The organism is Rathayibacter sp. AY1B4, assembly GCF_002932815.1.
In the GTDB taxonomy this organism is placed as follows: domain Bacteria; phylum Actinomycetota; class Actinomycetes; order Actinomycetales; family Microbacteriaceae; genus Rathayibacter.
In genome coordinates this window covers 88,392-113,595 of the sequence record NZ_PSWN01000011.1, presented here as the reverse complement: position 1 = coordinate 113,595, position 25,204 = coordinate 88,392, and the positions used below count along the sequence as shown (strand labels likewise).

Below are 25,204 nucleotides of genomic sequence, written 5' to 3'. Positions count from 1 at the left end.
GCCTCATCGCCTCGGGGAGGCGTCGGCGAGGGGGAGCGGGGGCGCGGCGAGGACCTCGGGCGTCTCGGTCGCCGGTCGCTTGGTCTGCACCGCGAAGAGGACGAGGAGCAGCCAGCCTCCCTCGATCAGGATCCGGCTCTCGAACAGCGACTGCGCCAGGAGGGCGACCACGATCAGCAGCGGAGCGAGGCTGACGGCCGTGTAGGGGAGGGTCGAGGTCGCGTCGCGCCGCGGGCGGTCGACCGCGCGGAACCAGGAGCGCCACAGCGTCGAGACAGCGAGCGCCGCGAAGAGGACGAGGCCGACCGCTCCGAGCTGGAGGGCGACGTCGAGCCAGGCGTCGTGGGCCTGCAGGTAGAGCACGCCCTTGCGCTCGGCGAGGGTGTCGAACGGGGCGGCCCAGGGAGCCCAGTAGCTGACCCAGCCCCAGCCGAGGACCGGGCGCTGCAGCGTGAGCGCGATCACCGAGTCCCAGATGTCGAGGCGGCCCGTGGCGTCCTCGCTCTTGCCGAGCAGGCCGAGGAGGGCGCCCCAGCCCGCGGCGCCTCCGGCGACGGCGGCCACCGCCAGCCCCGCGGCGGTCAGGTAGACGGGACGGCGGCGGGACTCGCCCCTCCGGCGAGCCCAGAGCGCGAACGCGGCCGCGAGGACGACGGCGACGAGGCAGAGCAGGACGGTGGCCGAGCGGGTGAGCAGGAGGGTCGCGACGAACAGGGCGACCCAGACCGCTCCCCAGCGGCGCCGGACCGAGTGGGCCGCCAGCTCGATCGCGATCACGATCAGGCCGAGCAGGGCGAGGAAACCGAGGAGGTTGCGGTTGCCGACGATCCCCTGGACGGGCTCGCCGGTGAAGAGGGCTGCCTGCGACCAGTAGAAGGCGTCGGGCGTCGGTCCGTCGGCGGGAGGCTCGACGCCGAACGGCAGGACGGGCTGCCGCACGACGACCGCGATCACGAGCTCGAAGAGGAGCGAGAGGCCGACGGAGAGGCGCAGGGCCCGTCCGAGAGCCGTGAGCAGTTCCCGGCTGCTCAGCGTGACGGCGAGGACGACGCCGCCGAGCGTCGTCGCGAGCTGCGCCGTGACTCCGATCGCGCTCGCTCCCGGATAGGCGGACCACAGCAGCGAGAGCACCGCGAGCCCGAGGAAGAGGACCAGCGACTTCGGCGTGCGGGCCCAGCGCGGGCGGGGGCGGGCGCGGACGAGCACGGCGATCGAGGCGCCCAGGAGCAGCGCGACGACGACGCCCCAGCCCCACCATCCGGCGAGGTTCCGCAGCGACTGGCCGGCCAGCAGCACGGCCAGCACCGCCACCGCGAGCGCTCGGGGAGCGGCGGGGGCGGCGCGTCGGATCATGGCGACCAGTCTAGGGAGCGGGGGCGGCGCGGCGGCGTGCCGGGCGCGCCGCCGCTCGCTCCCCGGCCGGGGCGTCCCCTCGGGGAAGACGGCTCGGACGGGAGGCTCAGACGAACGCGGCGGTGCCGGTGATCGAGCGGCCGACGATCAGCGTGTTCATCTCGCGGGTGCCCTCGTAGGAGTAGAGGGCCTCCGCGTCGGCGAAGAAGCGGGCGACGCCGTAGTCGAGGACGATGCCGTTGCCGCCCATCACCTCGCGGCACCAGGCGACGGTCTCGCGCATCCGGGCCGTCGCGTAGGCCTTCGCGAGGGCGGAGTGCTCGTCGCGCTGCTCGCCGGCGTCGAGCATCTCGGACACGCGGGTCGCCAGGGCGATGCTGGCCGTGATGTTGCCGATGCTCTTGACCAGGAGGTCCTGCACCAGCTGGTGCCCGACGAGCGGCTTGCCGAACTGCACGCGCTCCTTCGCGTAGCGCAGCGCCGCGTCGTAGGCGCCGATCGCGACGCCGATGGCCTGCCAGGCGACCTCGGCGCGGGTGAGCCGGAGCACCTTCGCGGTGTCGCGGAACGAGTTCGCGCCCTGCAGGCGCAGCGACTCCGGGACGCGGACGCCCTCGAGCACGATGTCGGCGTTCTGCACCGTGCGCAGGCTCTGCTTGCGCGCGATGGCGGTGGCGCGGTAGCCCGGCGTCGAGGTGGGGACGAGGAAGCCCTTCACCTGGCCGTCCTCCGCGTCCTTCGCCCAGATCACGGTCACGTCGCTGAAGGTCGCGTTGCCGATCCAGCGCTTCTCGCCGTCGAGGATCCAGTCGTCGCCGTCCCGGCGGGCGGTGGTGCGCAGGCCCTGGGCGGAGTCGGAGCCGGAGTGCGGCTCGGTGAGGCCGAAGGCGCCGACGACCTCGCCCGAGGCGAGCTTCGGCAGCCACTCGGCGCGCTGCTCCTCGGAGCCGGCGACGCCGACCGTGCCCATCACCAGGCCGTTCTGCACGCCGACGTAGGTCGCGATGCCCGCGTCCACCCGGCCCAGCTCGAGCGCCACCCAGCCGCGGAACACGGCGGAGTTCTCGATCGCGCGGGTCTCGGGCCAGGAGAGGCCGATGACGCCGGTGGCGTGGATCCCGGGGATCAGCTGCCGCGGGAACTCCGCGCGCTCCCAGTACTCGTCGGCGATCGGCCGCACCTGCTCCTCGAGGAACGCGCGGACGCCGACCAGCAGCTCCTTCTCGGCGGGCGTGAGCGCCGCCTCGAACCCGTAGAAGTCGGCCCCCAGGGTCTCGAAGGTCGTGCTGTCCATGCTCTGTGCTCCCTCGCTCGTCGGATGCGGCACGGCGACCGCTCCGACGGCGACAGTGCTGCGACTCCCAGCGTACGAAGCGCGCCTGCGAGTGCCGCGTCCGCTGGCGGAGAGCACCAACAGGCGGGCCCTCCTCCCGGGCCCGCGTTGTGGATCCTGCTAGCGTCGCAGCGGAGCGGCCCCGGCGCGTCCGGCTGAGCGGCTCGGACCCACCCCTCGGACGGAAGGCCAGCGCTCCCGTGTTCATCCCGATCGGCAACACCCCCCGCGACTACGCCTGGGGCTCGCTCACCGGCATCTCGGAGGCCCTCGGCACCGCGCCCTCCGGCGCCCCCGAGGCCGAGCTCTGGCTCGGCGCGCACCCGGGCTCGCCCGCGCGCATCCTCGACCCCGCCTCGGTCGGCGCCGGCACGCTCGCCGAGTGGATCGCCGATCACCCCGAGGCGGCGCTCGCCGGAGTGGAGGGGTCGGTCGATCCGGTCTCGGGCGCTCCCCGTCTGCCGTTCCTGCTCAAGATCCTCGCGGCGGGCGGGCCGCTGTCGCTCCAGGCCCACCCCTCGTCCGAGCGGGCCCGGCGCCGGTTCGTCGAGGAGGAGGAGGCCGGCATCCCCCGCGACGCCGCCGATCGCAACTACAAGGACCCGTTCCACAAGCCCGAGCTGATCTACGCGCTCAGCGAGACCTTCGACGCGCTCTGCGGCTTCCGTGAGCCGGCGGACGCCCGGGCGCTGCTCGCCGAGCTGGCCGGGCGCGCCCCGGCGGAGGAGGCGGCCGCGATCGCGCGGTTCGCCCGGACGCTCGAGGGCGAGCCCTCGGAGGTCCTCCGCGGCGCCGTGTCGTGGCTGCTCGCCGACGGCGACCGCGCCGAGGTCGCCGCGCTGGTGTCCGCGGTCGTCGCGGCGTCCACGGGCGACGACCGCCTCGAGACGACCACGGTCCGCGACCTGGCCGAGAGCTACCCGGGCGACCCCGGCATCGTGCTCTCGCTCCTGCTCAACCGCGTCCGCCTCGCCCGCGGCGAGGTGCTCTACCTGCCCGCCGGCAACATCCACGCCTACCTCGCGGGCACGGGCGTGGAGCTGATGGCCGCCTCCGACAACGTGCTGCGCGGGGGCCTCACGCCCAAGCACATCGACGTGCCCGAGCTGGTGAGCGTGCTCGAGTTCTCGCCGCTGCCCGTGCCCTACCTCCCGGCCGAGCAGGCCGGACCGGGCGTGCGCGTCTACCGTCCGGACGTCCCCGACTTCGTGCTCGCTGTCGTGGAGCCGGAGTCGGAGGAGCCGGCCCGCGTCGCCCTGCACGGGCCCGCCATCGCGATCGCGACCGAGGGCTCGTTCTCGCTCGAGGGCGCCGAGGGCTCGGTCCGCGTCGAGCGCGGCGGCAGCGTGTTCGCGACGCCGTCGGAGGGCGCCCTCGCCGTCACCGGACGGGGCACGCTCTTCGTCGCGACGGTCTGACCCCTCCAGCGATCCCGGTGCCGGGCGCTCAGGCGGCGAACGTGCGGCGGTAGGCCGCCGGCGTGGTCCGCAGGACGCGCGTGAAGTGGTGGCGCATCACCGCGGCCGTGCCGAAGCCCACCCGCGCGGCGACCGCCTCGAGGGTCAGCTCCGTCTCCTCCAGCAGCACCTGCGCCCGGAGGAGGCGCTGGCGGGTGAGCCAGGCGAGCGGAGTCGTGCCGAGGTCGGCCCGGAAGCGGCGCGCGAAGGTGCGGGGGGCCATCAGGGCGCGACGGGCCAGCGCCTCGATCGAGAGGTCCTCGTCGAGGTGCTCCAGCATCCACTCGGTGACCTCGGCCAGCGAGTCCGCGCGCGCCTCGGGAACGGGGGTCCGCAGGTACTGCGCCTGCCCGCCGTGGCGCTGCGGGGGCACGACCATCCGCCGGGCGACGACGCTCGCCGCCGTCGCGCCCAGCTCCTCGCGCACCACGTGCAGCGCCGCGTCGATGCCGGCCGCGGTGCCCGCGCTCGTCACGATGCGCCCCTCCTGCACGTAGAGGACCTCGGGGTCCACCGTGACGGAGGGGAAGCGCCGGGCGAGCTCCGCGGCGTGCATCCAGTGGGTGGTCGCGCGCCGGCCGTCGAGCAGGCCCGCCTGCGCCAGGGTGAAGGCCCCGCTGCAGACGCTGAGGATCCACGCGCCGCGCTCGTAGGCCTCGCGGAGGAGGTCGAGGACCCGCTCGTCGGCGGGCCCGCGGCCGTGGGCGGGGACGGCGATCAGGTCCGCGTCCCGGGCCGCGTCGAGACCATCGGCGATCAGCAGGTCGAATCCGAGGCTCGTCCGGACGGGGCCCGGATCGGGAGTGGCGATCCGGAAGTCGAGGGCGGGCCCTCCGTCGGCGCCGCGGTCGATCCCGAACACCTCGCAGACGACCCCGAACTCGAACGGTGCGAGGCCGGGCAGGGCGAGGAGGGCGACGGAGCGGAGCACGGCGGCAGGATATCGCCACCCGTCGTCATCCGGCCTATCCACGCCGTCGATCCCCGCCGCTAGGGTGTCTTCCGGCGCGCGGAGTCGCGGGCCCGCACCGAGGAGGATCCACATGGCATGGCTGGTCACCGGGGGAGCCGGGTACATCGGGGCGCACGTGGTGCGCGCGTTCTCGGAGCAGGGCATCGACCCCGTCGTCCTCGACGACCTCTCCTCGGGGCACGCGTCGTTCGTGCCCGAGGGCGTCCCGTTCCACCAGGGCTCGATCCTCGACGAGGCCCTGCTCGACCGCGTGCTCGCCGAGCACGACATCGAGGGCGTCGTCCACGTCGCCGGGTTCAAGTACGCCGGAGTCTCGGTGCAGCGCCCCCTGCACACCTACGAGCAGAACGTCACCGGCACCATGCGCGTGCTGGCGGCGATGGAGCGCGCCGGGGTCTCCTCGATCGTCTTCTCCTCGAGCGCTGCCGTCTACGGCGCGGTCGACGTCGAGATCGTCACCGAGGACACCCCCAAGAGCCCGGAGTCGCCCTACGGCGAGTCGAAGCTGATCGGCGAGTGGCTGCTCGCGGACGCGGGGCGGGCGCACGGCGTCAGGCACGCCTCCCTGCGCTACTTCAACGTCGTCGGGTCCGGCTACCCGGACGTCTACGACACCAGCCCCCACAACCTCTTCCCCCTCGTCTTCGAGGCTCTGCTGGACGGCCGCACGCCCCGGATCAACGGCGACGACTACCCGACGCCGGACGGCACCTGCGTCCGCGACTACATCCACGTCGCCGACCTGGCGCTCGCGCACGTCGCCGCGGCGCGCCGCCTGGCCGCCGGCGAGCCGATCGACCCGGTCTACAACCTGGGCAGCGGATCCGGGGCCTCCGTCGGGGAGATCATGCGCGCGATCGCCGACAGCACCGGCATCGCCTTCACGCCCGAGGTCGCCCCGCGGCGGCCGGGCGATCCGCCCCGCATCGTCGCCTCCGGCGAGACGGCGGCCCGCGACCTGGGCTGGGAGATGCGGCACACCGTCGCCGAGATGGTGGAGAGCGCCTGGCGCGCACGGAGCGCCGCGACGGCCTGATCGGATCTCACGTTCGCGACACGCCGGTGTGTCGTGAACCCTCCACGGCGGGTTGAGGGTTTATGGTCCGCGACTTGACCTGAGCGAATGACACCGCTGTAATTACCTAGGCAGCGGCTCCGGGAGGAGCGGCCGCCGATCATCGGTTCGCAGGCGGGGTAGGAGACGGCATGACGCTTCCGGAACAGCACTCCGGAGTCCCCGAGGACTGGTTCGTCGATCCGGTACGTCTGGGCGTGCCCGGGGTCCGACCCGGGATCGACACCGCGACCGAGGCGCCGGGGGGCGCGCTCTCCTGGCAGGTCGACTCGCTGTGCGCGCAGACCGACCCCGAGGCCTTCTTCCCCGAGAAGGGCGGCTCGACCCGCGACGCCAAGAAGATCTGCACCTCGTGCGAGGTCCGGGCGCAGTGCCTCGAGTACGCGCTCGAGAACGACGAGCGCTTCGGCATCTGGGGCGGCCTCTCCGAGCGCGAGCGCCGGAAGCTGCGCCGCCGGGCCTAGTCCCCTCCTCGCCGCGACCCGACCGACGGGGCGGCGAGCCGCAGGCGGGCGGCGCGGCGGCATCGCTTAGGGTGGTCCGCGATGTATCCACGAGTCACCGCCGTCCTCGTCGCGCGCAACGGCGCGGCCTATCTGGAACGAACCCTCGCGGCCCTGCGGGCGCAGACCCGTCAGCCCGACGCGACGGTGTTCGTCGACGGAGGCTCGAAGGACACGACCGACGAGCTCCTCGCGTCCTGGGGTCCGACGCAGCTCGTGCAGGTCGCCGAGCACCTCCCCTTCGGCCAGGCCGTGGCCCGCGCGGTCCGCGTGATGCAGCCGCCGGCCGGAGAGGACGAGTGGCTGTGGCTGCTCGCGCAGGACTCCGCCCCCGAGCCCGGCGCCCTCGCGGCGCTGCTGGGAGCCGTCGAGGTCGCCCCCTCCGTCGCGGTCGCCGGCCCCAAGATCATGGACTGGACGCGCTCCGGCTACATCCGCAGCTACGGCGAGTCGATCACCAAGCACGGCACGACCGTCCACCTCGTCGAGGACGAGCTCGACCAGGGCCAGCACGACTCCACGCCCGACGTCCTGGCCGTCGCCGCCGGCGGCATGCTCGTGCGCCACTCCCTCTGGGAGGAGCTCGGCGGCTTCGACCCCGGCCTGCCGGTCGTCGACGACGCGCTCGACTTCTCGATCCGCACCCGGCTCGCTGGACACCGGGTCAGCCGCGTGCCGGACGCCCGCGTCACCACCGCCCGCATCGGGCTGCAGCGCCCCGACGGCCGCCGCATCGACAGCGGCGAGCGGCGCCGGGCGCGCCAGCACCGCACCGCGCAGCTGCACCGCCGGCTCGCCTACGCGCCCGTCGCGCTCCTCCTCCTGCACTGGCTCTCGCTCGTCCCCCTGGCGATCGGCCGCGCGGTCGTGCGCCTGCTGCGCAAGCAGCCCGGGCTGGTCGGAGGGGAGCTGCTGGCGGCCCTCGTCGTCGCCTTCGGGGGGACGAAGGTGCTGCGGGCCCGCACCGTTCTCCGCTCGTCGAAGAACGTGGGCTGGAAGGCGATCGCGCCGCTGCGCATCCCGCTGGACGTGGTGCGGCAGCTGCGCTCGGTGCGCCACGACGCCGTGCGCGTGCAGGCCGGGCGGGACCGCCATCCGCTGCACTTCTTCCAGGGCGGGGGAGTGTGGGTCGTCCTCGTCGCCGCGCTCGCCGGCCTGGTGGTCTACACGCCGCTCCTCGCTGCTCCCGCGCTCAGCGGCGGTGGTCTGCTGACGCTCTCGCCGACCGTCGGCGAGCTGTGGCGCAACGCGGCCTACGGCTGGCGCGACCTCGGCTCGGGGTTCATCGGCGCGGCGGACCCGTTCGCCTCCGTCCTCGCCGTGCTCGGCTCGCTGACCTTCTGGTCGCCCAGCTACTCGATGGTGCTGCTCTACCTCGTCGCGCTCCCCGCTGCCGCCCTCGGCGCCTGGCTGATGATCGCGCGGCTCACCCCGCGCGCGACCGCCCGCGCCGCCGGAGCCCTCGTCTACATCCTCGCTCCCGCCTTCTTCGCCGCGCAGGCCGACGGGCGCCCCGCCCCGCTGCTGGTGCACGTGCTGCTTCCCTGGCTCTTCTTCGCCGGGTTCGGCGCGTACCGCTCCTGGTCCGCCTCCGCGAGCGCCTCGATCCTGGCTGCGGCCGTCGTCGCGTGCGCGCCGGTGCTGGCCGTGCCGCTCCTGGTGATCTGGCTCGTCGTCGTCGCCACCTCGGGGCGGCGGATCGGCCGCTTCCTCGGCCTGCCGATCCCCGCGGCCGTCCTCCTCTTCCCGCTGGTGGTCGCCCGCGCACCGCGGGGCGACTGGCTCGGCGTCCTCGCGGATCCGGGCGTCCCGCTGCCCTCCGCGCAGTCGGACCTCGTCGCGCTGCTCGCCGGCTTCCCGGCCGGTCTGCCCGACGGATGGCTCGCGTTCCTCGGCGGTCTGGGGATCGGCGCCTCCGCCGCCCCGCTGGTCACGGCCGTGCTCGTCGTGCCGCTGATCGTCGCGGCGCTGGCCGCCCTCCTCCTCCCGAACAACCTCTCGGCCCTCGGCGGAGTCGGCGTGGCGGCGGCGGGTCTCGTGACCGCCTCGCTCGCCCAGGGCGTGCAGGTCGCGACCACCGGCTCCGAGGCGGTCTCCGTCTGGAGCGGCACCGGTCTCAGCCTCTACTGGCTCGGCATGGTGATCGGCGCGTCGCTCTCGCTCGCCGCCGTGCGCTCCGTGCGCGTGGTGCCGGCGCTCGTCGTCACGGCCGCGGCAGCAGCACTGGTCGGTCCGCTCGCGGTGGCCTTCCCGACCGGCGCCGGCACGTCGGTGTCGACCACGTCGGACCGCTCGCTCCCCGCCTACGTGGCGGCCGAGGCCCGGAACGACCCGCGGGTGGGCACGATCGTGCTCGTCCCGCAGGCGGACGGCGGCGTCCTCGCCCGGCTGGAGCGCGGAGCGGGCGCGACCCTCGACCAGCAGTCGACCCTCGCGAACACCGGCGCCGAGAGCACGGACGCGATCGACGAGCTGGCGGGCAACCTCGTCTCGCGGACGGGCTACGACATCCCCTCCGCGCTCGAGAGCCTCGGCGTGCGCTTCGTCGTGCTGACCGAGCCGGCCGGCACCCAGGTCGGCGACGCGGCCGCCGCCGTGCGCGCGCGGGCGGCCGTCTCCCTCGACGGCAACGCGGCGTTCTCGGCCGTCGGCGACACCCGCTACGGGCTCCTCTGGACGGCCGTCGACACCGAGGGGACCCGCACCGAGGCCGCTCCGTCCGGCGTGGTCGGGCCCTTCGGGATCGCCTACACGATCGCCCTCCTCCTCGTCTTCGTCGTCGCCCTCCTGCTGGCGGTGCCCACCGGGCTCTCGCTCGAGCGGGGCCGCTCCAGCGGCGCGGTCGCCGGGATCGACGACGAGCCGGGCGAGGCCACCGGCCAGTTCGACGACGGGAACGACGATGTCTGACCCCGCCGACCAGGAGAAGCAGATGCCCGAGTCCTCCGCCCGCCGCTCCCGCGCGGAGCGCCGCGCCGATCGCGCCGCGGCCTCGACGCCCGATCGCGCACCCTCGGCCGCCCGTCGGCGCCGGACGGCCCTGCGCGGTGCGGTGGGCGCGGCCGGAGTCGTGATCGCCGCGGCCGCCGTGGTCGTGCCCCAGCTCCTCCCGTCCCCCCTGGTCTCGAGCGCCGCGGAGGGCGTCGTCGTGACGCCCGTCGCGGCCGACAGCTCGCTGGTCTGCGGCGGCGATCTGATCGACGCCGGAGAGCCGGAGCAGCTGCGCGCCCTCGACGGCGCGGCGACCGCGGTCCGGCCCGAGGGCTCCACCTCGGACCCCACGGTCCTCGACGAGGACGATGTCGCCGCACCGGGCACCGGCATCACCGGTCTGAGCGTGCCCGCGGGCTCCGACCCCGCTCCCGGTGGAGCCACCGTCCAGGCCATCGGCACGGACACCCTCTCCGGACTGTCCGCCCGCGCCTGCGCCGAGCCCTCGGCCGACAGCTGGCTCGTGGCCGGCTCGACCGACGTCGGGCGCACCTCCGTGCTGATCCTGGCGAACCCGAGCGAGGTCGCCTCCACCGTCGACCTCACGCTCTTCTCCGAGACCGGCACCGTCCAGGCCACCGGCGCCACGGGCATCGTCGTTCCGGCCGGAGCGGTCCGCGCGCTCCCGCTCGCGGGGCTCGCCCCCGGGGTCGTCCAGCCCGTCGTGCACGTGACCGCACGGGGCGGCGAGGTCGCCGCGAGCATGCAGAGCAGCGCCATCTCCGGCCTCACCCCGGAGGGCGTCGAGACCACCGGCCCCTCCGCCGGCCCGGACACGCTCGCCGTGATCGCCGGCTTCACCGTCACGTCGCCTCCGGCCGAGACCGCGAGCGACGACGGCAGCGGTGGCGCGGGCAGCCCCGTGCTGCGCATCCTCACCCCCGGCGACGCCGACAGCACGGTCTCGGTCGAGGTCACCAACGAGGACCCGAGCGGGTCGGGCGCCTCCACCCAGGTCGTCGTCCCCGCCGGCCTCGTCGGCGAGGTCCCGCTCACGGGCCTGGCGGACGGCTCCTACCGCATCGTCCTACGGGCCGATCAGCCGATCGTCGCAGCGGGGCGGACGACCTCGACCGGCTCGGCCGGCACGGACTTCGCCTGGTTCGCCTCCGGCACCGCGACCACGACGCCCTTCGGCGTCGCCGGCACGGGCGAGGGCGACGCGCGGCTGCACCTGGTCAACGGCAGCGACTCGACCGCCTCGGTCGAGATCGAGGCCCCGGGCGGCACCCGCACGCTCGAGCTCGGCCCGTTCGCGGCTCTCGCGACCCCGCTGGACGGCGACGGCGCGGTCGTCAGCAGCACCCAGCCGGTGCAGGCCTCGGTCTCGATCGCGCGCGACGGGCGGATCGCCTCGTACACGATCGTCCCGCCGGGACCGCTCTCCTCGCCGATCACGGTCTACTCGCACTGAGACGCGGGGCGGCGGCGCCTCGGCGGTGCCGGCGCCTCGGCGGTGCCGGCACCTCAGAGCTGCCGGCGCATCAGGGGTGCCGGTAGCGGTCCGGGGAGATGTCCCACGGGTCGCGGCCGAGCAGCTCCGCGACGGCGCGGAACACGTAGCTCTCGATCAGCATGCGCTGGTGCCACTCGTCGCGGCGGTGCAGCTTCGCCAGGCGCTCGATCGGCACACGGTAGAGCGTGATGCGGCGCGCGGCGTGGTCGACGCGCCACCGCGCGATGCCCGTGCCCTGCAGCCGGTCGGGGTCGACGTCGGGAGTCGCCGCGACGTCGACGCGGATGCCGGCGAGCTCCTCCGGCCAGGTGCCGCGGAGGTAGTCGAAGGCCGAGCCGATCGTCGCCTCGAAGAAGTCGGAGCGGGTCTGCAGCAGGGGGAGGTGCGGACCGGTGATCGGCCCTCGTGCGCCGCGGCCGTGCCGGTCGCGGGAGCCTCCGCGCGACCCGCTCGTCGGGCGAGCGGCGGAACGACGAGCACGGGGCATGGCTCCAGCCTATTGCTACTGTGGGCGGCGATGACCGGACGGCACTGCTCGCGGACGGGCTGCCGCGCGCAGGCCGTCGTCACGCTGACCTACGACTACCGCGACTCGCTGGTGGCGGTCGGGCCGCTGAGTCCTGCGCCGGATCCGCACGGCTACGACCTCTGCGCCGAGCACGACCGGCGGCTCCTCGTCCCGCGCGGCTGGGAGACCGTCCGCTACGGCGCGGGGCCCGCCTAGGCCGCTGCCGCGCGCGTCAGGGCCGCTCGGGGAAGCCGCGCGGCGTGCTCGAGAGCACCGGGGCCAGCCGCTCGAACCGCTGGTCGGACAGGAGAAGGGCGCGCTCCTCCCGCGCCCGGCGGAGGGCCGCCACGGCGAGGAGGAAGTCCTCCGCGGGCGCGGCGGGCAGCGGGGAGACGTGGACCGCGGTCTCGTCGGCCAGCGCGGCGGCGAGCTGCGAGCGCGCGGGCTCCGTCATGCCGTGGCGCTGACGGAGGAACTGCGCCAGTCGGCGCGCCAGTGCGTCGGGGAGGCGCGCGGTGTCCGCCGTGACGGCCCAGCCCCGCAGCGGCTCCGGGATCTCGACGACCAGCGGCTCCGCGCGGGGAACGCGCTCGAGCTGGCTGTGCGTGCCCGCGAGGACGTCGCCGAGACGGCGCGATCGGCGCGAGAGGAGGCCGACGACCGCGGCGAGCCCGCCGAAGGTCATCAGGATCTCGAGGACGCCGGTGAGGCCGCGCACGAGGGCGTGCCGGAAGCCGATGGAACCGCCGTCGTCGCGGACGACGCGAGCGCCGACGGTGAGCTTCCCGAGCGAGCGGCCGCGACTGGCCGTCTCGACGGTGACCGGCACGATCACCACGGCGATGACGAGGGCCGCGATCGCCATGGCGGCCGAGGCGGCGGGGTCCAGGCCGCCGTCCCCGGAGAGGGAGGAGACCAGCAGGAACAGGCCCAGCGCGAGCAGGAGCTCCGCGATCAGGTCGATGATCGCGCCGACCGCGCGGAGCACGAACGAGGTGACGGGCACCTCGAGCGCGATCGCCTCGCCGGTGATCAGGTCGGCGTCGTCGAACTCGGTGCGCTGCTCCTCCACGGTGCTCCTCCCGGATGCTCGGCCTCGGCGGCGTGCCTGGCTATCCTGTCAGGAGATGGACATCGACGCTCTCTCGGCCGCCCGCACTGCGCAGTGGACCCGCCTCGACGAGCTCTCGCGCAGGCGCCGCCTGACCGGAGCCGAGGCGGACGAGCTGATCGAGCGCTACCAGGCGGCATCCGCGGACCTCGCCACGATCTCCTCCACCGCCGGATCGACAGCCGTCGGCACTCGGCTCGCCGTCTCGCTCTCGCGGGCTCGGGGACGCCTGACCGGCACGCGAGACGAGCCGCTCGCCGCGGTCTCCCGCTTCGTCGTCCTCTCGCTCCCGGCCGCTCTGCACCGGCTGCGCTGGCTGACGCTCGCCGTCGCCCTCGCGACCGCGGTGGTGGCGACGCTCTACGCGCTCTGGATCCTCGGCGACCCGCGCCTGCTCGCCGCGCTGGGCGACGACGAGGAGCTGCGGCGCTTCGCCCGAGGCGACTTCATCGACTACTACTCCGAGAACCCCGCCGCCTCGTTCGCCGGGCAGGTCTGGACCAACAACGCCTGGATCGCGGCGCAGTGCGTGGCCTTCGGGATCGTCGGCGTCTACGTGCCGTACATCCTGCTGCAGAACGCGCAGAACCTCGGCACGTCGATCGCGGTGATGTTCCACGTCGGAGAGGGCGACACGTTCTTCCTCTACATCGCGCCGCACGGCCAGCTCGAGCTGACGGCCGTGTTCGTCGCCGCGGCCGCGGGCCTGCGGATCTTCTGGGCCTGGATCGCTCCCGGCGCGCGCACCCGCGGCCAGGCGCTCGCCGAGGACGCGCGGAGCCTGTTCACGGTGGCGATCGGCCTGGTCTTCGTGCTGCTCGTCTCGGGCGTGATCGAGGGGTTCGTCACTCCGGCGCCCTGGCCCTGGTGGCTCAAGATCGGGATCGGGGCGCTCGCCCTCGGCGCGTTCCTCTTCTACATGATCGTCGTCGGCGGGCGCGCGGTGCGGGCGGGGGAGACGGGCGACCTCGACCGGTTCGAGGCGGGGTCGCGCAGCATCGCGGCCGGCTGAGCCGAGCCGGACGAGCGCGGCCGTCGGAGCGGGGCCGTCGATCAGCGCTCCCGGGACCGACGACGGCCCCTCTCGCAGGTCAGAGCCGTCCGGCCGCCTTGAGCGCGAGGTAGCGGTCCGCGAGCGCCGGCGGGAGCGCGGAGGGGCTGCCGAGCACGACGTCCCCGCCGAGACGGCGGACGGCGGCCGAGAGCCGGTCGACGTCCGCGAGCGAGCGCTCCGCGGCGGCGGCGGAGTAGACCGCGGCCCGGTCGCTCCGGTCCTCCGCCATCCGCTGCAGCTCGGGGTCGAGCGCGCAGGCGACCACGACCGTGTGCACGCGGGTGAGCTGCGGGAGCACCGCGAGGAGCCCCTCCGCCGAGCCGACCGAGTCGAGCGCGGTGAGGAGGACCACCAGCGAGCGCTGGGAGGCCAGGGTGCGCACCTGCGCGGGGACCGCCGCCCAGTCGGTCTCGATGAGCTGGGGCTGCACGGGGGCGAGGGCGTCCACGACGCGGGTCAGCACCTCCGTGCCGGTCGCGCCGTGCACGCGGGCTCGCCGGGTGCGGTCGAACGCGAGCACGTCGACCCGGTCGCCGGCCGAGGCCGCGAGGGCCGCCAGGAGGAGCGACGCCTCGATCGCCGTGTCCAGGCGCGGCTCGTCCTCGATCCGGGCGGCGGACGTGCGGCCCGTGTCGAGCACGACGATCACGCGCCGGTCGCGCTCCGGGCGCCAGGTGCGGACGACCGGCTCCCGGCGCCGCGCGGTCGCCCGCCAGTCGAGCGAGCGGACGTCGTCGCCGCGGACGTACTCGCGCAGGCTGTCGAACTCCGTTCCCTGCCCGCGGATCATCACGCTGGTCCGCCCCTCCAGCTCGCGCAGCCGCGCCAGGCGCGAGGGCAGGTGGCGGCGGGAGCGGAAGGCGGGCAGCACCCGGACGACGGCCGGCGCGGCCCGCGTCGCCTGGCGGCCGGCCAGCCCGAGCGGCCCGCGGGAGCGGATGGTGACGTGGAGTGCCCGGCGCTCGCCGCGGCGGAGCGGCTCCAGGACCGTGGTCACCGCGCGGCGCTCGCCCGGCGGCAGACGCAGGGACGACCGGGTCTCGAGGGCGCCGGCCGAGGGCTCCCAGGCGTCGCGGAGGACCCCCGTGATCCTCCTGCGGCCGGTGCTCGTGACCAGAAGGGTCGCCTCGGTCCGCTCGCCGAGCCGCACCCGGTCCGGCACCCGCCGCTCGAGCACGACGGCCCGGGGCGAGCCCGCGACCGCGACGTCGATCCCGACGAGGACCGCCCAGGCCAGGAGCCAGAGGCCGAGCACGGCGAAGGCGACCTCGGGGCGGCCGCCCAGGAGGACGACCGGCACCAGGCCGACGAGGAGGACGAGGACGCTGCGTCCGGTGAGGTGCACGGCTCAGACCGGGACGCGGACCTGCTGCAGGATCCCGCCCAGGACGGCCTCGGTGCGGACGCCCTCGAGCTCCGCCTCCGGCTCCAGCTGGATGCGGTGGCGCAGCACGGGCAGGACCATCGCCTGCACGTGGTCGGGGGTGATCGAGCCGTAGCCGTTGAGCCAGGCCCAGGCGCGGGACGCCGCGAGCAGGGCGGTCGAGCCGCGGGGGCTGGTGCCGAGCTTGACGCTCGGGCTCTCGCGGGTGGCTCGGGCGAGGTCGACGATGTAGCCGAGGACGTCGGGGCCGGCTCCGACGCGCCGGGCCGACGCCTGGGCGGCGCGCAGACGAGCGGCGTCGAGCACGGGGCGCACGCCCGCGGCGTCGAGATCGCGCGGGTCGAAGCCCGCGGCGTGGCGCGAGAGCACCTCCACCTCGACGTCGCGCGGCGGGATGTCGAGCACGAGCTTGAGCAGGAACCGGTCCAGCTGGGCCTCCGGGAGCACGTAGGTCCCCTCGTACTCCACCGGGTTCTGGGTGGCGGCGACGAGGAACGGGTCCGGCAGAGGCAGGGTGCGCCCGTCGACGCTGACCTGGCGCTCCTCCATCGCCTCGAGGAGCGCGGCCTGGGTCTTCGGCGGCGTGCGGTTGATCTCGTCCGCCAGCAGGAGGTTCGTGAAGACCGGGCCCTCGCGGAAGGCGAAGCCGGAGGTGGAGGCGTCGTAGACGAGGGAGCCGGTGATGTCGCCGGGCATCAGGTCCGGCGTGAACTGCACCCGGCGGGTGTCGAGGCCGAGCGAGACGGACAGGGCGCGCACGAGCAGCGTCTTCGCGACTCCGGGGACGCCCTCGAGCAGGACGTGGCCGCCCGCGAGGAGGGCGATCAGAAGCCCGGAGACGGCGCCGTCCTGGCCGACGACCGCGCGGCCGACTTCGGAGCGGACCCGGTCGAGCTCGGCGCGCAGGTCGTCGTCGGAGACCGGCGCTCCGTCGCGGGCGGAGGGGGTGGTGTCGCTCATCGGGAGGGGCCTTCCGGTCGTCGGGCGGTCGTCGGGGAGAGGGCGGCGCGGAGCGCGCTCTCGAAGCGGAGGAGGTCGTCGGATGCGGCGACGAGGGCGGCGTCGTCGCCCGGCAGGTCATCGACGAGCAGACGGCGCAGCGCGGCCTGATCGCGGCCGAGGCGCTCGGCGGCGACGGCGACGATCTCGTCGACCCCGGTCGCCGGAGCGAGTCCCAGGAGCGCGGCCGTCCGCCGGAGGGTGCCGATGCGCAGTGCGTCGAGGGCGCGGGGCCGCAGGGCTCCGCGCGCGTAGAGCCGCGCGCGGCCGCGGGCCGTCTCGCTCGCATGCACGACGACCGGCAGCGGCTCGACCGCGAGCGGGCCGAGCCGGCGGCCGCGCCAGACGGCGGAGGCGACGAACACGGCCACCAGCAGCAGGAGAGCCGGTGTCACCCAGCCGGGGGCGAGGTCGGCGGGTGCAGGGGTGGTGCTCGCCGAGTCGGCGGCTCCGGCGCGGTACCAGACCAGCCGGTCCTCACCGCCGAGCAGTCCGAGCGCGAGAGCGGCGCGGCCGTCCTGGCCGATGGTGCCGTTGCGGAGGAGGTCGGCGTCGCCGATCGCGGTGACCTCGGCGCCCTGTGGGAATCCGGTGCTCACGAGCAGGAAGCCGTCGTCGCCCGAGGGGAAGCAGCCGACGGCGTCGCCGTCGTCGAGGATCCGGTACGTGCTCCCTCCGGCGGGGAGCGTCCCGGCGCGCTCGGCCGCCGGGAGCGGGCACTCGGGGCGGAAGGGGCCGTCGCCGGCCGGGGAGCCGGCGAAGCGGACGTCCGGCAGCAGGGCGTCGAGCGCGGCTCCTCCCGGGGTCACCAGGACGAGCGAGGTCGAGGCGCGGGCGAGCCGGCGGTACTGGGCCTCGTCGAGGGCCACGTCCGGGTCGTCGACGAGCAGTGTCGCGTCGGGGGAGGAGGCGGCGAGAGCGGAGTCCAGGTCGTCGGCGCGGACGACCTCGACGCCCTGATCGCGCAGCACCTGGGCGAGCGCGCGGGCGCCGTCCGGGGTCGCGCTGTCGACGTCCAGGTCCGGGGCGGCCACCCGGGTCCCGGTCGCGACGGTGAGCAGCAGAGTGCCGACCGCGACGATCACGAGGAGGAGCACCCACACCCGTCCGCGGCGCAGCAGTGCGCCGAGGGTCGGGCTCGAGACCGTGTCGGCGCTCACCGGGGCGCCGCCAGGGCGTCCAGGACCGGCGAGGCCGCGGCGAGCTCGCGGTCCAGAGCCGCGACCCGCTCGTACTCGGCCGGGCCGCAGGGCTGCCCGAGGTAGCGCACGCGGTCGAAGTCGTCGGCCGTGCGGCGCAGCGCGGCGGCGGAGGAGGGGAAGGCCGCAGAGGCGCGCGACGCCAGGCCGAGCGCGGTCGTGCCGGGCGAGACCCGCAGGACGGTCCGCTCGTCGAGGGAGCGCACCAGGGCGCGGAAGCGCTCGACGAGCGCCTCGTCCCAGTCCCCGCGGGCGGCCGCGGCCTCGGCGAGCGAGCGGAGGGTCGCGGCCGAGCGGGTGTCGTCGTCGGCGAGCACCGCTCCCGTGACGGTGCTGCGGCGACCGGCGCGGGGCCGTCCCGCGATGACGAGCGCGGCGACCACGAGCGCCACCAGCACCAGCACACCGATCACGGCGGCGATCGGAACCGGCGGGCCGTCGCCCTGCAGCGTGAGGGAGGCGAACCAGTCGCGCACCGCCTGCACCACCCGGTCGAAGAGGGTCGGCTCGGCCGCCCGGTAGCGCGGGTCGGCGAGCTCCTCGAGGAGGAGTCGGCGCGCCTGCTCCGCGTCGGGCTCGAGAGGGGCCGCGGCGAGGATCACGGGCGCTCCGGCACGGGGAAGGGATCGGGGGAGGGGCGGCCCGCCGCGCGCTCCTCGACGTGGCGCATCAGCACCAGGTCGAAGCCCTCGCGGCGCATCCGTCGGTCGAGGTAGACGAGGCCCGTCACGGCCGACTGGAGCACGGTGCCGACGGCGCCGATCACGAAGCCCACGGCGACGGAGGCGATCGTCACCACGAGCGAGGTGACGAGCTGCGCGTCCGGGTCGGTCGGGGCGATCAGGGCGCCGGCGATCGGGATGAGCAGGCTGAACGGCGTGGCCACGATCTGGCCGGCGACCTGGATGATCACGGTCATCAGCGCGAGCGCGCCGAAGGTGCGCCAGAAGCCGCCCGCCACCAGCCGCCAGGAGCGCGCAACCGCACGGCGCAGCGGCAGCCGCTCGACGACGATCAAGCTCGGAACCAGGGCGAGCTTCGTCGACAGCCAGACTGCCAGCGCGAGGGCGACCAGGCCGGAGCCGACGAGCACCAGGATCCCGCCGACGATCGCGCTCGACGTCCCGTCCATCGCTCCGATGACGAACAGCGGCACGGCGAGCGCCACGGCGAGGAGCACCAGGAGGAGGTAGCCGACGCCCTGCAGGACCGTCCAGCCGATCAGCGCCCAGAAGCGGCCCCGCAGCCGGGCGAGCAGCTGTCGGAAGGTCGCCCGCTCGCCGAGGACGCCGCGGGTGACCTCGAGCACGACCACGCCCTGCACGAGGGCGCCGCTGGCGAGCGAGACGGCGAGGGGGATGAGGGCGGCCAGGACCACGACCGCGAGGGAGCCCGCGCCGACGGCGTCGCGGTCGGCGGACTCCGCCTGCGCGATGCGCCCGACGGCGAGCACCGCGATCAGGCCGTAGACCGCCAGGGCGAGCACCGACCCGAGGCCCTGCACCAGCAGGGCGACGCCCAGGGTCGTGCGGGGGCTGCGGCGGAGGACCTGGAACGGGGCGCCGAGCAGGGTGCCGAAGCCGAGCGGGCGCAGCGGCACGAGACCGGGCTTGGGCGGGGGAGTCCAGCCGGGCGCTGGGCGTCCGGGCGACCAGGGGCCGGCGCCGGCGGGCGACCAGGAGCCCCCGGCGGGACCGGGTGGTACGGGGCCTGCGCTCGGCGGCGCGGGCGACCAGGCCGGGGCGACGGGAGCGGGCAGCGGCCTGCGCCGGTCGCCGTCCTGCGCCGGGACGGCCGCGTCGTCCGGACGCCCTGCGGGCGGGGGCCACTGAGCTGCGTCGGTCATCCCCTCCATGCTGTCACAGGCGTGCGGGCGGGGTCCTCCCCCGAGCGGACCCCCTTCTCCCGCAGAGCCCGCTCCCCGCCCACGGAGAGGTGCGTCGGTTAGCCTGGGTCGGGTCACCGTGCGCGCCGTGGGCGGGCGCGACCCGAGACGAGGAAGAGCAGACCGATGAGCGCGCGCATTCTGGTGGTCGACGACGACGCCGCCCTGGCCGAGATGATCGGCATCGTCCTGCGCGCCGACGGGTACGACGTCTCCTTCTGCGCGGACGGCTCAGGCGCCCTCGAGGCCTTCCGGCGGGCCCGGCCGGACCTGGTCCTGCTCGACCTGATGCTGCCCGGGATCGACGGGATCGAGGTGTGCCGCGCGATCCGCGCCGAATCCGGTGTCCCCGTCATCATGCTGACGGCCAAGTCCGACACCTCCGACGTCGTGCAGGGCCTCGAGTCCGGCGCCGACGACTACATGGTCAAGCCGTTCGACCCCAAGGAGCTCGTCGCGCGGATCAGGACGCGCCTGCGTCCCGCCACCGCCGCCGCGAACGCGGTGCTGCAGGTCGGGGACCTGAGCCTCGACGTCGCCGGCCACGAGGTCCGCCGCGGCGAGACGCGCATCGGCCTGACCCCGCTCGAGTTCGACCTCCTCCTCGCCCTCGCCTCCAAGCCCCAGCAGGTCTTCACCCGCGAGATGCTGCTCGAGCAGGTCTGGGGCTACCACTACAAGGCCGACACCCGCCTCGTGAACGTGCACGTCCAGCGCCTGCGCGCCAAGGTCGAGAAGGACCCGGACGACCCCCGCATCGTGATGACCGTGCGCGGCGTCGGCTACCGCGCCGGCGCCGTCCTCCCGGGCTGACCGTGCCCCGCCTCGCCGCTCCCGACGTGCGCCGGTGGCCCCGCCGCGTGCTCGGGGTGTGGCGCACGTCGCTGCAGTTCCGCGCGGTCGCGATCACGGTCCTGCTCAGCGGCATCGCCATCGGCTCGACCGGCGTCTACCTCTCGTACAGCATCAGCGACAACCTGTTCCAGTCGCGGCTGACGCAGGTCACGGGCGACACGTCGCGCGCGACCCGGGCCGCGCAGGGCTACCTCGACGCCGCCACCGTCTCCACCCGCCAGGACATGGAGGAGGTGATGAGCTCGGTGCGCACCGCCGTCCGGGACGCCTCCTCCTCCGCGCTGATCGCCGTCGTGCGCTCGCCCGACCAGGAGGCGTCCTCGCTGGCGCCTCAGGACATCTACAACCGCGAGCTGCAGAACGGCGTGATCAGCGACGCGCTGCGCGAGCGGGTGCAGGCGGGCTCCGACGGGCAGTACTGGCAGTCGGTGACGCTCGACGCCTCCGGTCAGCAGCAGCCCGGCATCCTCGTCGGCTCGACCCTCGAGCTGCCGAGCTCGGCCGGGCGCTACGAGCTGTACATCGGCTACTCCCTCGCGGACGCGGAGCGCACGCTCCAGTTCGTGCAGCAGGTGCTCAACGTGGCGGGGATCCTGCTCATCCTGCTGATCGGAGCGGTCAGCTGGGTCGTCGTGCGGATCGTCGTCGCCCCGGTCCGGGTCGCGGCCGAGACGAGCCAGCGCCTCGCCGCCGGCGACTTCGACGTGCGGATCCCCGAGCGGGGCCAGGACGTGATCGCGACCCTCGCCCGGTCCTTCAACGGCATGGCCGACAGCCTGCAGGACCGGATCAGCGAGCTCGCGACGCTCAGCCAGGTCCAGCAGCGCTTCGTCTCGGACGTCTCGCACGAGCTCCGGACGCCGCTGACGACGATGAAGCTGGCCGGGGACGTGCTGTACGACCAGCGCGAGGACTTCGCCCCGGTCGCCGAGCGCACGGTCGAGCTGCTGCACAGCCAGATCGACCGCTTCGAGAGCCTCCTCGCCGACCTGCTCGAGATCTCCCGCCACGACGCGGGATCGGCCGAGCTCGAGCTCGAGCCGGTCAACCTGGTGAAGCTGGCCGGCGACGAGATCGAGGCGATGCGCGGGATCGCGGAGGCGAACGGTTCCCGGCTCACTCTCTCCGCCCCGGGCGGCTACTTCGACGCCGACCTCGATCCGCGCCGCATCCGCCGGATCGTCCGCAACCTGCTGGGCAACGCGATCGAGCACGGCGACGGCCGCGAGGTCGTCGTCACCGTCGACAGCAACGCCAGCGCGGTCGCCCTCGCGGTGCGCGACTACGGGCACGGCATGAGCAGCGAGGAGGTGGTGCGCGTCTTCGACCGCTTCTGGCGCGCCGACCCGTCCCGCCGCCGCACGCTCGGCGGCACCGGCCTCGGCCTCTCCATCGCGCAGGAGGACACCGCCCTGCACCACGGCTGGCTGCAGGTCTGGTCCGTGCCCGATCGCGGCGCCTGCTTCCGCCTGACCGTGCCCCGGCACCGCGGCGAGCGGATCGAGGCCTCGCCGCTCCCGCTGCCCCCGGTCGACGCGGGCGAGCAGGCCTACAGCGGCCCGATCGTCCTCCCGCCGCTGCAGGCTCCTCCGGTCGGGGCCGCGGGGGTGCTCCCGTGAGGCGCGGCGTCCTCCGCGCCGTCGCGGCCGCCGCGCTGCTCGCGTTCGGGCTGGCCGGGTGCGCCGGCATCCCGCGGGACGGCGACGTCGGAGTCGGACGGCCCGACACCGCGCCGCAGGACCTCCAGTACGACTTCCTCCCGTCGGGACCCGCCGTCGGTGCGTCGCAGCGCGACATCCTGACCGGCTTCATCGACGCCGCGTCGAGCCCGCAGAACAACTACAAGATCGCCCGCGAGTTCCTCTCCACCGGAGCCGACTGGACGCCGGGCGAGCACGTGACGGTCGACGAGGGCCAGCGCTCCGCCTCGCCGCAGTCGGGATCCACGCTCTCGCTGACGATCACGCCCGTCGCCGAGGTCGACGCGACCGGCGTCTACACCGACGTCGCCACCACGGCCGGCCTGACCCTCGACTACGGCTTCGTCCAGGAGAACGGCGAGTGGCGCATCAGCGCGCCGCCGAGCGGCGTGGTGATCGACCGCACCACCTTCGAGCAGGTCTTCTCGACGCACGCGCTCTACTTCTTCGACCCCGGATACCAGTACCTCGTGCCGGACCTGCGCTGGTTCGCCTCGCGCGCCGACAGCTCCACCAGCACCACGATCGTCACCGAGCTGCTGCGCGGCCCCACGCCGTGGCTGCGGGACTCCGCCGCCGTCGTGTCGGCCTTCCCGACCGGGACGACGCTGGCGGCCGAGACCGTCCCGGTCGAGTCGCAGCGCGCCGTGGTCGACCTGAACCCGGCCGCTCTCGAGGCCGATCCGGCGCAGTGGCGGCTGATGGCCCTGCAGCTGAACCGGAGCCTCGCGAACGTCTCGAACGTCACCGGAGTCGCGCTCTCGGTCGAGCAGAACCCGATCGACGTCCCCTCCGAGGTCACCGGCCTGCCGACCTCGCCCCGCGTCGACACCCGGCCGCTCGTGCTGACCGACGACGCCTTCGGATTCCTCGGCTCCTCCGGGCTGGCCGGCCTCGGGATCTCGGATCGGATCGAGGCGCTGCAGCCGCGGGCCGCGGTCCTCGGCGAGCAGCGCGGGGCCGACTCGGACGCGTCGGCCGCCGTGCTCACCGCCGCGGGCGTGAGCCTCGTGGAGCCCGACGGCGCCGACGTCCTCCTCGACGCGCGGTCGGGCCTCGTCGCGCCGACGATCGATCCGCTCGGGTACGTGTGGTCCGTGCCGTCGGCCTCGCCCGGGCAGCTGGTGGCGTACTCCGCGGACGGCTCGCGCTCGATGCAGGTCGCGACGGCCTGGAGCGAGGTCGAGTCGCTCGCCTCGATCGCCGTGTCGCGCGACGGCACCCGGATGCTGGCGCTCGCCCAGGACGGGCAGCAGGCCACGGTGCTGGTGGCCGGCATCACCCGCTCACGGGACGGCGACCCGGTGGCGGTCGGCGAGCCGGTCGTCCTCCGCTCGACCCTGGGGACCGCGGTCGCCGCGGCCTGGACGGACGAGCTCGACGTGGTGTCGGTCGTGCGCGGCTCGACGGGGGAGGACGCCGTCACGATGAACCTGCTCGGCGGAGGCGCCACGGCGCTCGGCACGACGACGGGCACGGTCCAGATCGCCGCGGGCAACACCTCGACCCAGGTCCGCATCCTCGCCGAGGGCGGGGAGCTCCGGCAGCAGCGGGGCTCGGCCTGGCAGACGACCGCGACGGACATCCGGCTGCTCGCGACGCAGACCGGCATGGGGTCCTGACGGGTCCTGTCGGCGACGACGAGCCCTGTCGACGACGGCGCTCCCCGGATGCTCCTCCCCAGGCGCGTCGGGCGGGCGGATCGTCCCGATCCGACGGATCCACCCACCGCGCCGCGGCCCGGACGGCGAACGTGGAGGCATGCTCTCCGATCACCTGCTCGACGCCCTCGCCGTCCTCCTCCCGCTGGAGTGCCCCGCCTGCGGAGAGCCGACGAGCCGGGCGCCCTGTCCGGACTGCTCGGCCGACGCGGCCGCCTCGGCCTGCCTGCTGACCCGCGTCGTCGGACCGCCGGACGATCCGCTCCTCGTCGTCACCGGTGCCCCGTACGAGGGCACGGTGCGCCGCCTCGTCGTCGCGCTGAAGGAGGAGGGCCGCACGGCCAGCCTCGCCCCGCTCGGCGCGCTGCTGCGTCCCGCTCTCGGGGCGGCGCTCGCCGGCAGCCCCGCGATCCTGGTCGTCCCGCCCGGCTCCTGGCTCGGCCGCGTGCGGCGGGGCGCCGATCCCGTCGCGCAGCTGGTCGCCGCGGCGGGAGGGCGGGCGGCGCGTCCTCTCCGGCGGTCGCGGATGGTCCGCGACCAGGTCGGGCTCGGCCGCGTCGAGCGGCGCGGCAACCTCGACGGGGCGTTCCGCGCCCGCCGTCCGCTCTCGTCGTGGCCGCCGGTGGTCCTCGTCGACGACGTGGTCACCTCCGGCGCGACCCTGCTCGAGCTCCGGCGCGCCGTGCGTGCGGCCGGCGGGACGGTCCGGGCCGCGGCGGCCCTGGCCGGCACCGCGCAACGAGGAGGGAACGTAGCAGCAGAATCCGGACGAACTCCCGGTGACGATCCGGTGGCCGGGGTCTACGGTGGGGGCACGGCGTGAACGGTCCGCCCCGGAGAAAGGCGGCACGCCGTACTCGACTGGGAGGTTGTCATGGACATCGACATCACAGGACGCAACATCGACATCACCGATCGCTTCCGCGCGTACGCGACGGAGAAGTCGGACAAGGTGGCGCACCTCGCCGATCGTGCTCTCGCACTCGAGATCAAGGCGAGCAGGCACGCCGAGGGCAAGGGCTCGGCCGGCGGCGACCGCGTGGAGCTGACGCTGATCGGCAAGGGGCCCGTGGTCCGGGCCGAGGCGAGCGGAGCCGACAAGTACGCGGCGTTCGACGTCGCCATCGGCCGGCTGCTCGAACGGGTGAGACGCGCCAAGGACCGGAAGAAGGTCCATCGGGGCCAGCATCGGCCGACCTCGCTCCGCGACGCGGCCGCCGACGACTTCAGCGTCGTCGCCATCCAGCCGGCCGACGCGGCGGTGCTGGAGCAGCTGAGCACGGGCGTCATCCCCGTGCAGGAGGCGCCGGAGCCGGTGGAGGACGAGGTCGAGGAGCCGTACTGCCCCGTCGTCATCCGCAAGAAGGTCTTCGCCTCCGTCTCGATGACCGTCGACGACGCCGTCGACTACATGGAGCTGGTCGGACACGACTTCTACCTCTTCATCGACTCCGACACGAACCGCCCGAGCGTGGTCTACCGCCGCAAGGGCTGGGACTACGGCGTCATCGGCCTCGGCGACGAGGCCGACGAGCTCGCCGAGCAGGCCGCCGGCTGAGATCCGACCCCGGGCCCCGGAGCATCCGCTCCGGGGCCCTCCCCGTGCCCAGGCAGGGAGTCCGCCCAGGGCGGACGCGTCGCCCCGACCGCTCGCCGCCCGCCCCGGCTAGGCTGGTCGCGGTCCGCGCTCCGGCGCGCGACTCCTGT

Annotated in this window: 22 protein-coding genes; 12 read left to right on the top strand and 10 right to left on the bottom strand. The window is 74.9% G+C overall.

Annotated elements, in window-relative coordinates; genetic code table 11:
* Positions 1 to 3: 3 nt before the first annotated feature.
* Together C5D66_RS09705 and C5D66_RS09700 are read right to left on the bottom strand one after the other, a co-directional pair.
* Positions 4 to 1,353, bottom strand: a complete 1,350-nt coding sequence (locus C5D66_RS09705; protein ID WP_104326892.1) for an O-antigen ligase — start codon at positions 1,351 to 1,353, stop codon at positions 4 to 6.
* Between the two features lie 106 nt (positions 1,354 to 1,459).
* Positions 1,460 to 2,647, bottom strand: a complete 1,188-nt coding sequence (locus C5D66_RS09700) for an acyl-CoA dehydrogenase family protein (RefSeq protein WP_104255244.1) — start codon at positions 2,645 to 2,647, stop codon at positions 1,460 to 1,462.
* A gap of 239 nt (positions 2,648 to 2,886) precedes the next feature.
* On the opposite strand from C5D66_RS09700, the gene manA reads away from it, so the two are divergent.
* On the top strand, positions 2,887 to 4,104 hold the full coding sequence (gene manA / locus C5D66_RS09695) for a mannose-6-phosphate isomerase, class I (protein WP_104255245.1): 1,218 nt from the start codon (positions 2,887 to 2,889) through the stop codon (positions 4,102 to 4,104).
* Between the two features lie 28 nt (positions 4,105 to 4,132).
* On the opposite strand, the gene C5D66_RS09690 is transcribed toward manA, so the two are convergent.
* Positions 4,133 to 5,074, bottom strand: coding sequence for a GlxA family transcriptional regulator (locus tag C5D66_RS09690; RefSeq protein ID WP_104255246.1), 942 nt, complete (start codon positions 5,072 to 5,074; stop codon positions 4,133 to 4,135).
* Between the two features lie 112 nt (positions 5,075 to 5,186).
* Here C5D66_RS09690 and galE point away from each other — a divergent pair, with 112 nt between their 5' ends.
* The 4 genes from galE to C5D66_RS09670 all read left to right on the top strand — a co-directional run bounded on the left by galE (position 5,187) and on the right by C5D66_RS09670 (position 11,099).
* Complete coding sequence (gene galE / locus C5D66_RS09685; RefSeq protein ID WP_104255247.1) at positions 5,187 to 6,152, top strand: UDP-glucose 4-epimerase GalE; 966 nt, start codon at positions 5,187 to 5,189, stop codon at positions 6,150 to 6,152.
* A gap of 170 nt (positions 6,153 to 6,322) precedes the next feature.
* On the top strand, positions 6,323 to 6,655 hold the full coding sequence (locus C5D66_RS09680; RefSeq protein ID WP_104224145.1) for a WhiB family transcriptional regulator: 333 nt from the start codon (positions 6,323 to 6,325) through the stop codon (positions 6,653 to 6,655).
* Between the two features lie 81 nt (positions 6,656 to 6,736).
* On the top strand, positions 6,737 to 9,604 hold the full coding sequence (locus tag C5D66_RS09675; protein ID WP_104255248.1) for a glycosyltransferase family 2 protein: 2,868 nt from the start codon (positions 6,737 to 6,739) through the stop codon (positions 9,602 to 9,604).
* Positions 9,597 to 11,099: a DUF5719 family protein gene (locus C5D66_RS09670; protein ID WP_146076848.1), complete on the top strand. Its 1,503-nt coding sequence runs from the start codon at positions 9,597 to 9,599 to the stop codon at positions 11,097 to 11,099. Before C5D66_RS09675 ends, C5D66_RS09670 begins: the two co-directional genes overlap by 8 nt.
* A 70-nt stretch (positions 11,100 to 11,169) precedes the next feature.
* Here the strand turns inward: C5D66_RS09670 and C5D66_RS09665 are convergent, their stop codons facing one another.
* On the bottom strand, positions 11,170 to 11,628 hold the full coding sequence (locus C5D66_RS09665) for a metallopeptidase family protein (RefSeq protein WP_104224142.1): 459 nt from the start codon (positions 11,626 to 11,628) through the stop codon (positions 11,170 to 11,172).
* Positions 11,629 to 11,658: 30 nt separating this feature from the next.
* Between C5D66_RS09665 and C5D66_RS09660 the strand changes: the two genes are divergently transcribed.
* On the top strand, positions 11,659 to 11,865 hold the full coding sequence (locus C5D66_RS09660) for a DUF3499 family protein (RefSeq protein ID WP_104224141.1): 207 nt from the start codon (positions 11,659 to 11,661) through the stop codon (positions 11,863 to 11,865).
* Between the two features lie 16 nt (positions 11,866 to 11,881).
* Here the strand turns inward: C5D66_RS09660 and C5D66_RS09655 are convergent, their stop codons facing one another.
* Complete coding sequence (locus C5D66_RS09655) at positions 11,882 to 12,721, bottom strand: RDD family protein (protein ID WP_258063845.1); 840 nt, start codon at positions 12,719 to 12,721, stop codon at positions 11,882 to 11,884.
* Positions 12,722 to 12,776: 55 nt separating this feature from the next.
* On the opposite strand from C5D66_RS09655, the gene C5D66_RS09650 reads away from it, so the two are divergent.
* Positions 12,777 to 13,772, top strand: a complete 996-nt coding sequence (locus C5D66_RS09650) for a stage II sporulation protein M (protein ID WP_104224139.1) — start codon at positions 12,777 to 12,779, stop codon at positions 13,770 to 13,772.
* 79 nt (positions 13,773 to 13,851) lie between these two features.
* Here the strand turns inward: C5D66_RS09650 and C5D66_RS09645 are convergent, their stop codons facing one another.
* From C5D66_RS09645 to C5D66_RS09625, 5 genes are read right to left on the bottom strand one after another with little or no spacing between them, the layout of a single operon-like run.
* On the bottom strand, positions 13,852 to 15,159 hold the full coding sequence (locus C5D66_RS09645; protein WP_104255250.1) for a DUF58 domain-containing protein: 1,308 nt from the start codon (positions 15,157 to 15,159) through the stop codon (positions 13,852 to 13,854).
* 3 nt (positions 15,160 to 15,162) lie between these two features.
* Entirely contained in the window at positions 15,163 to 16,158 is a 996-nt protein-coding gene (locus C5D66_RS09640; protein ID WP_104224137.1) for a MoxR family ATPase, read from the bottom strand.
* Positions 16,155 to 17,357 carry a DUF4350 domain-containing protein gene (locus C5D66_RS09635; RefSeq protein ID WP_104326891.1) on the bottom strand — a complete coding sequence of 401 codons (1,203 nt, stop codon included), beginning with the start codon at positions 17,355 to 17,357 and terminating at the stop codon, positions 16,155 to 16,157. The genes C5D66_RS09640 and C5D66_RS09635 overlap by 4 nt, the downstream gene beginning before the upstream one ends.
* Positions 17,354 to 17,998 carry a DUF4129 domain-containing protein gene (locus tag C5D66_RS09630; protein ID WP_104255252.1) on the bottom strand — a complete coding sequence of 215 codons (645 nt, stop codon included), beginning with the start codon at positions 17,996 to 17,998 and terminating at the stop codon, positions 17,354 to 17,356. The genes C5D66_RS09635 and C5D66_RS09630 overlap by 4 nt, the downstream gene beginning before the upstream one ends.
* The gene (locus C5D66_RS09625; RefSeq protein WP_146083150.1) at positions 17,995 to 19,242 is read right to left on the bottom strand and encodes a hypothetical protein; all 1,248 of its coding nucleotides are present in this window, start codon (positions 19,240 to 19,242) and stop codon (positions 17,995 to 17,997) included. The genes C5D66_RS09630 and C5D66_RS09625 overlap by 4 nt, the downstream gene beginning before the upstream one ends.
* A 165-nt stretch (positions 19,243 to 19,407) precedes the next feature.
* Here C5D66_RS09625 and mtrA point away from each other — a divergent pair, with 165 nt between their 5' ends.
* The 5 genes from mtrA to hpf all read left to right on the top strand — a co-directional run bounded on the left by mtrA (position 19,408) and on the right by hpf (position 25,055).
* A complete protein-coding gene (gene mtrA / locus C5D66_RS09620) occupies positions 19,408 to 20,094 on the top strand; it encodes an MtrAB system response regulator MtrA (RefSeq protein WP_104224133.1) in 687 nt (228 codons plus the stop codon).
* 2 nt (positions 20,095 to 20,096) lie between these two features.
* On the top strand, positions 20,097 to 21,755 hold the full coding sequence (gene mtrB, locus C5D66_RS09615; protein WP_244229464.1) for an MtrAB system histidine kinase MtrB: 1,659 nt from the start codon (positions 20,097 to 20,099) through the stop codon (positions 21,753 to 21,755).
* The gene (locus C5D66_RS16785; RefSeq protein ID WP_104274167.1) at positions 21,752 to 23,458 is read left to right on the top strand and encodes an LpqB family beta-propeller domain-containing protein; all 1,707 of its coding nucleotides are present in this window, start codon (positions 21,752 to 21,754) and stop codon (positions 23,456 to 23,458) included. Before mtrB ends, C5D66_RS16785 begins: the two co-directional genes overlap by 4 nt.
* Before the next feature lie 139 nt (positions 23,459 to 23,597).
* Positions 23,598 to 24,320 carry a ComF family protein gene (locus C5D66_RS09605; protein ID WP_104255254.1) on the top strand — a complete coding sequence of 241 codons (723 nt, stop codon included), beginning with the start codon at positions 23,598 to 23,600 and terminating at the stop codon, positions 24,318 to 24,320.
* A 51-nt stretch (positions 24,321 to 24,371) separates the two neighbouring features.
* Positions 24,372 to 25,055, top strand: a complete 684-nt coding sequence (hpf, locus tag C5D66_RS09600) for a ribosome hibernation-promoting factor, HPF/YfiA family (protein ID WP_104224131.1) — start codon at positions 24,372 to 24,374, stop codon at positions 25,053 to 25,055.
* Positions 25,056 to 25,204 lie beyond the last annotated feature (149 nt).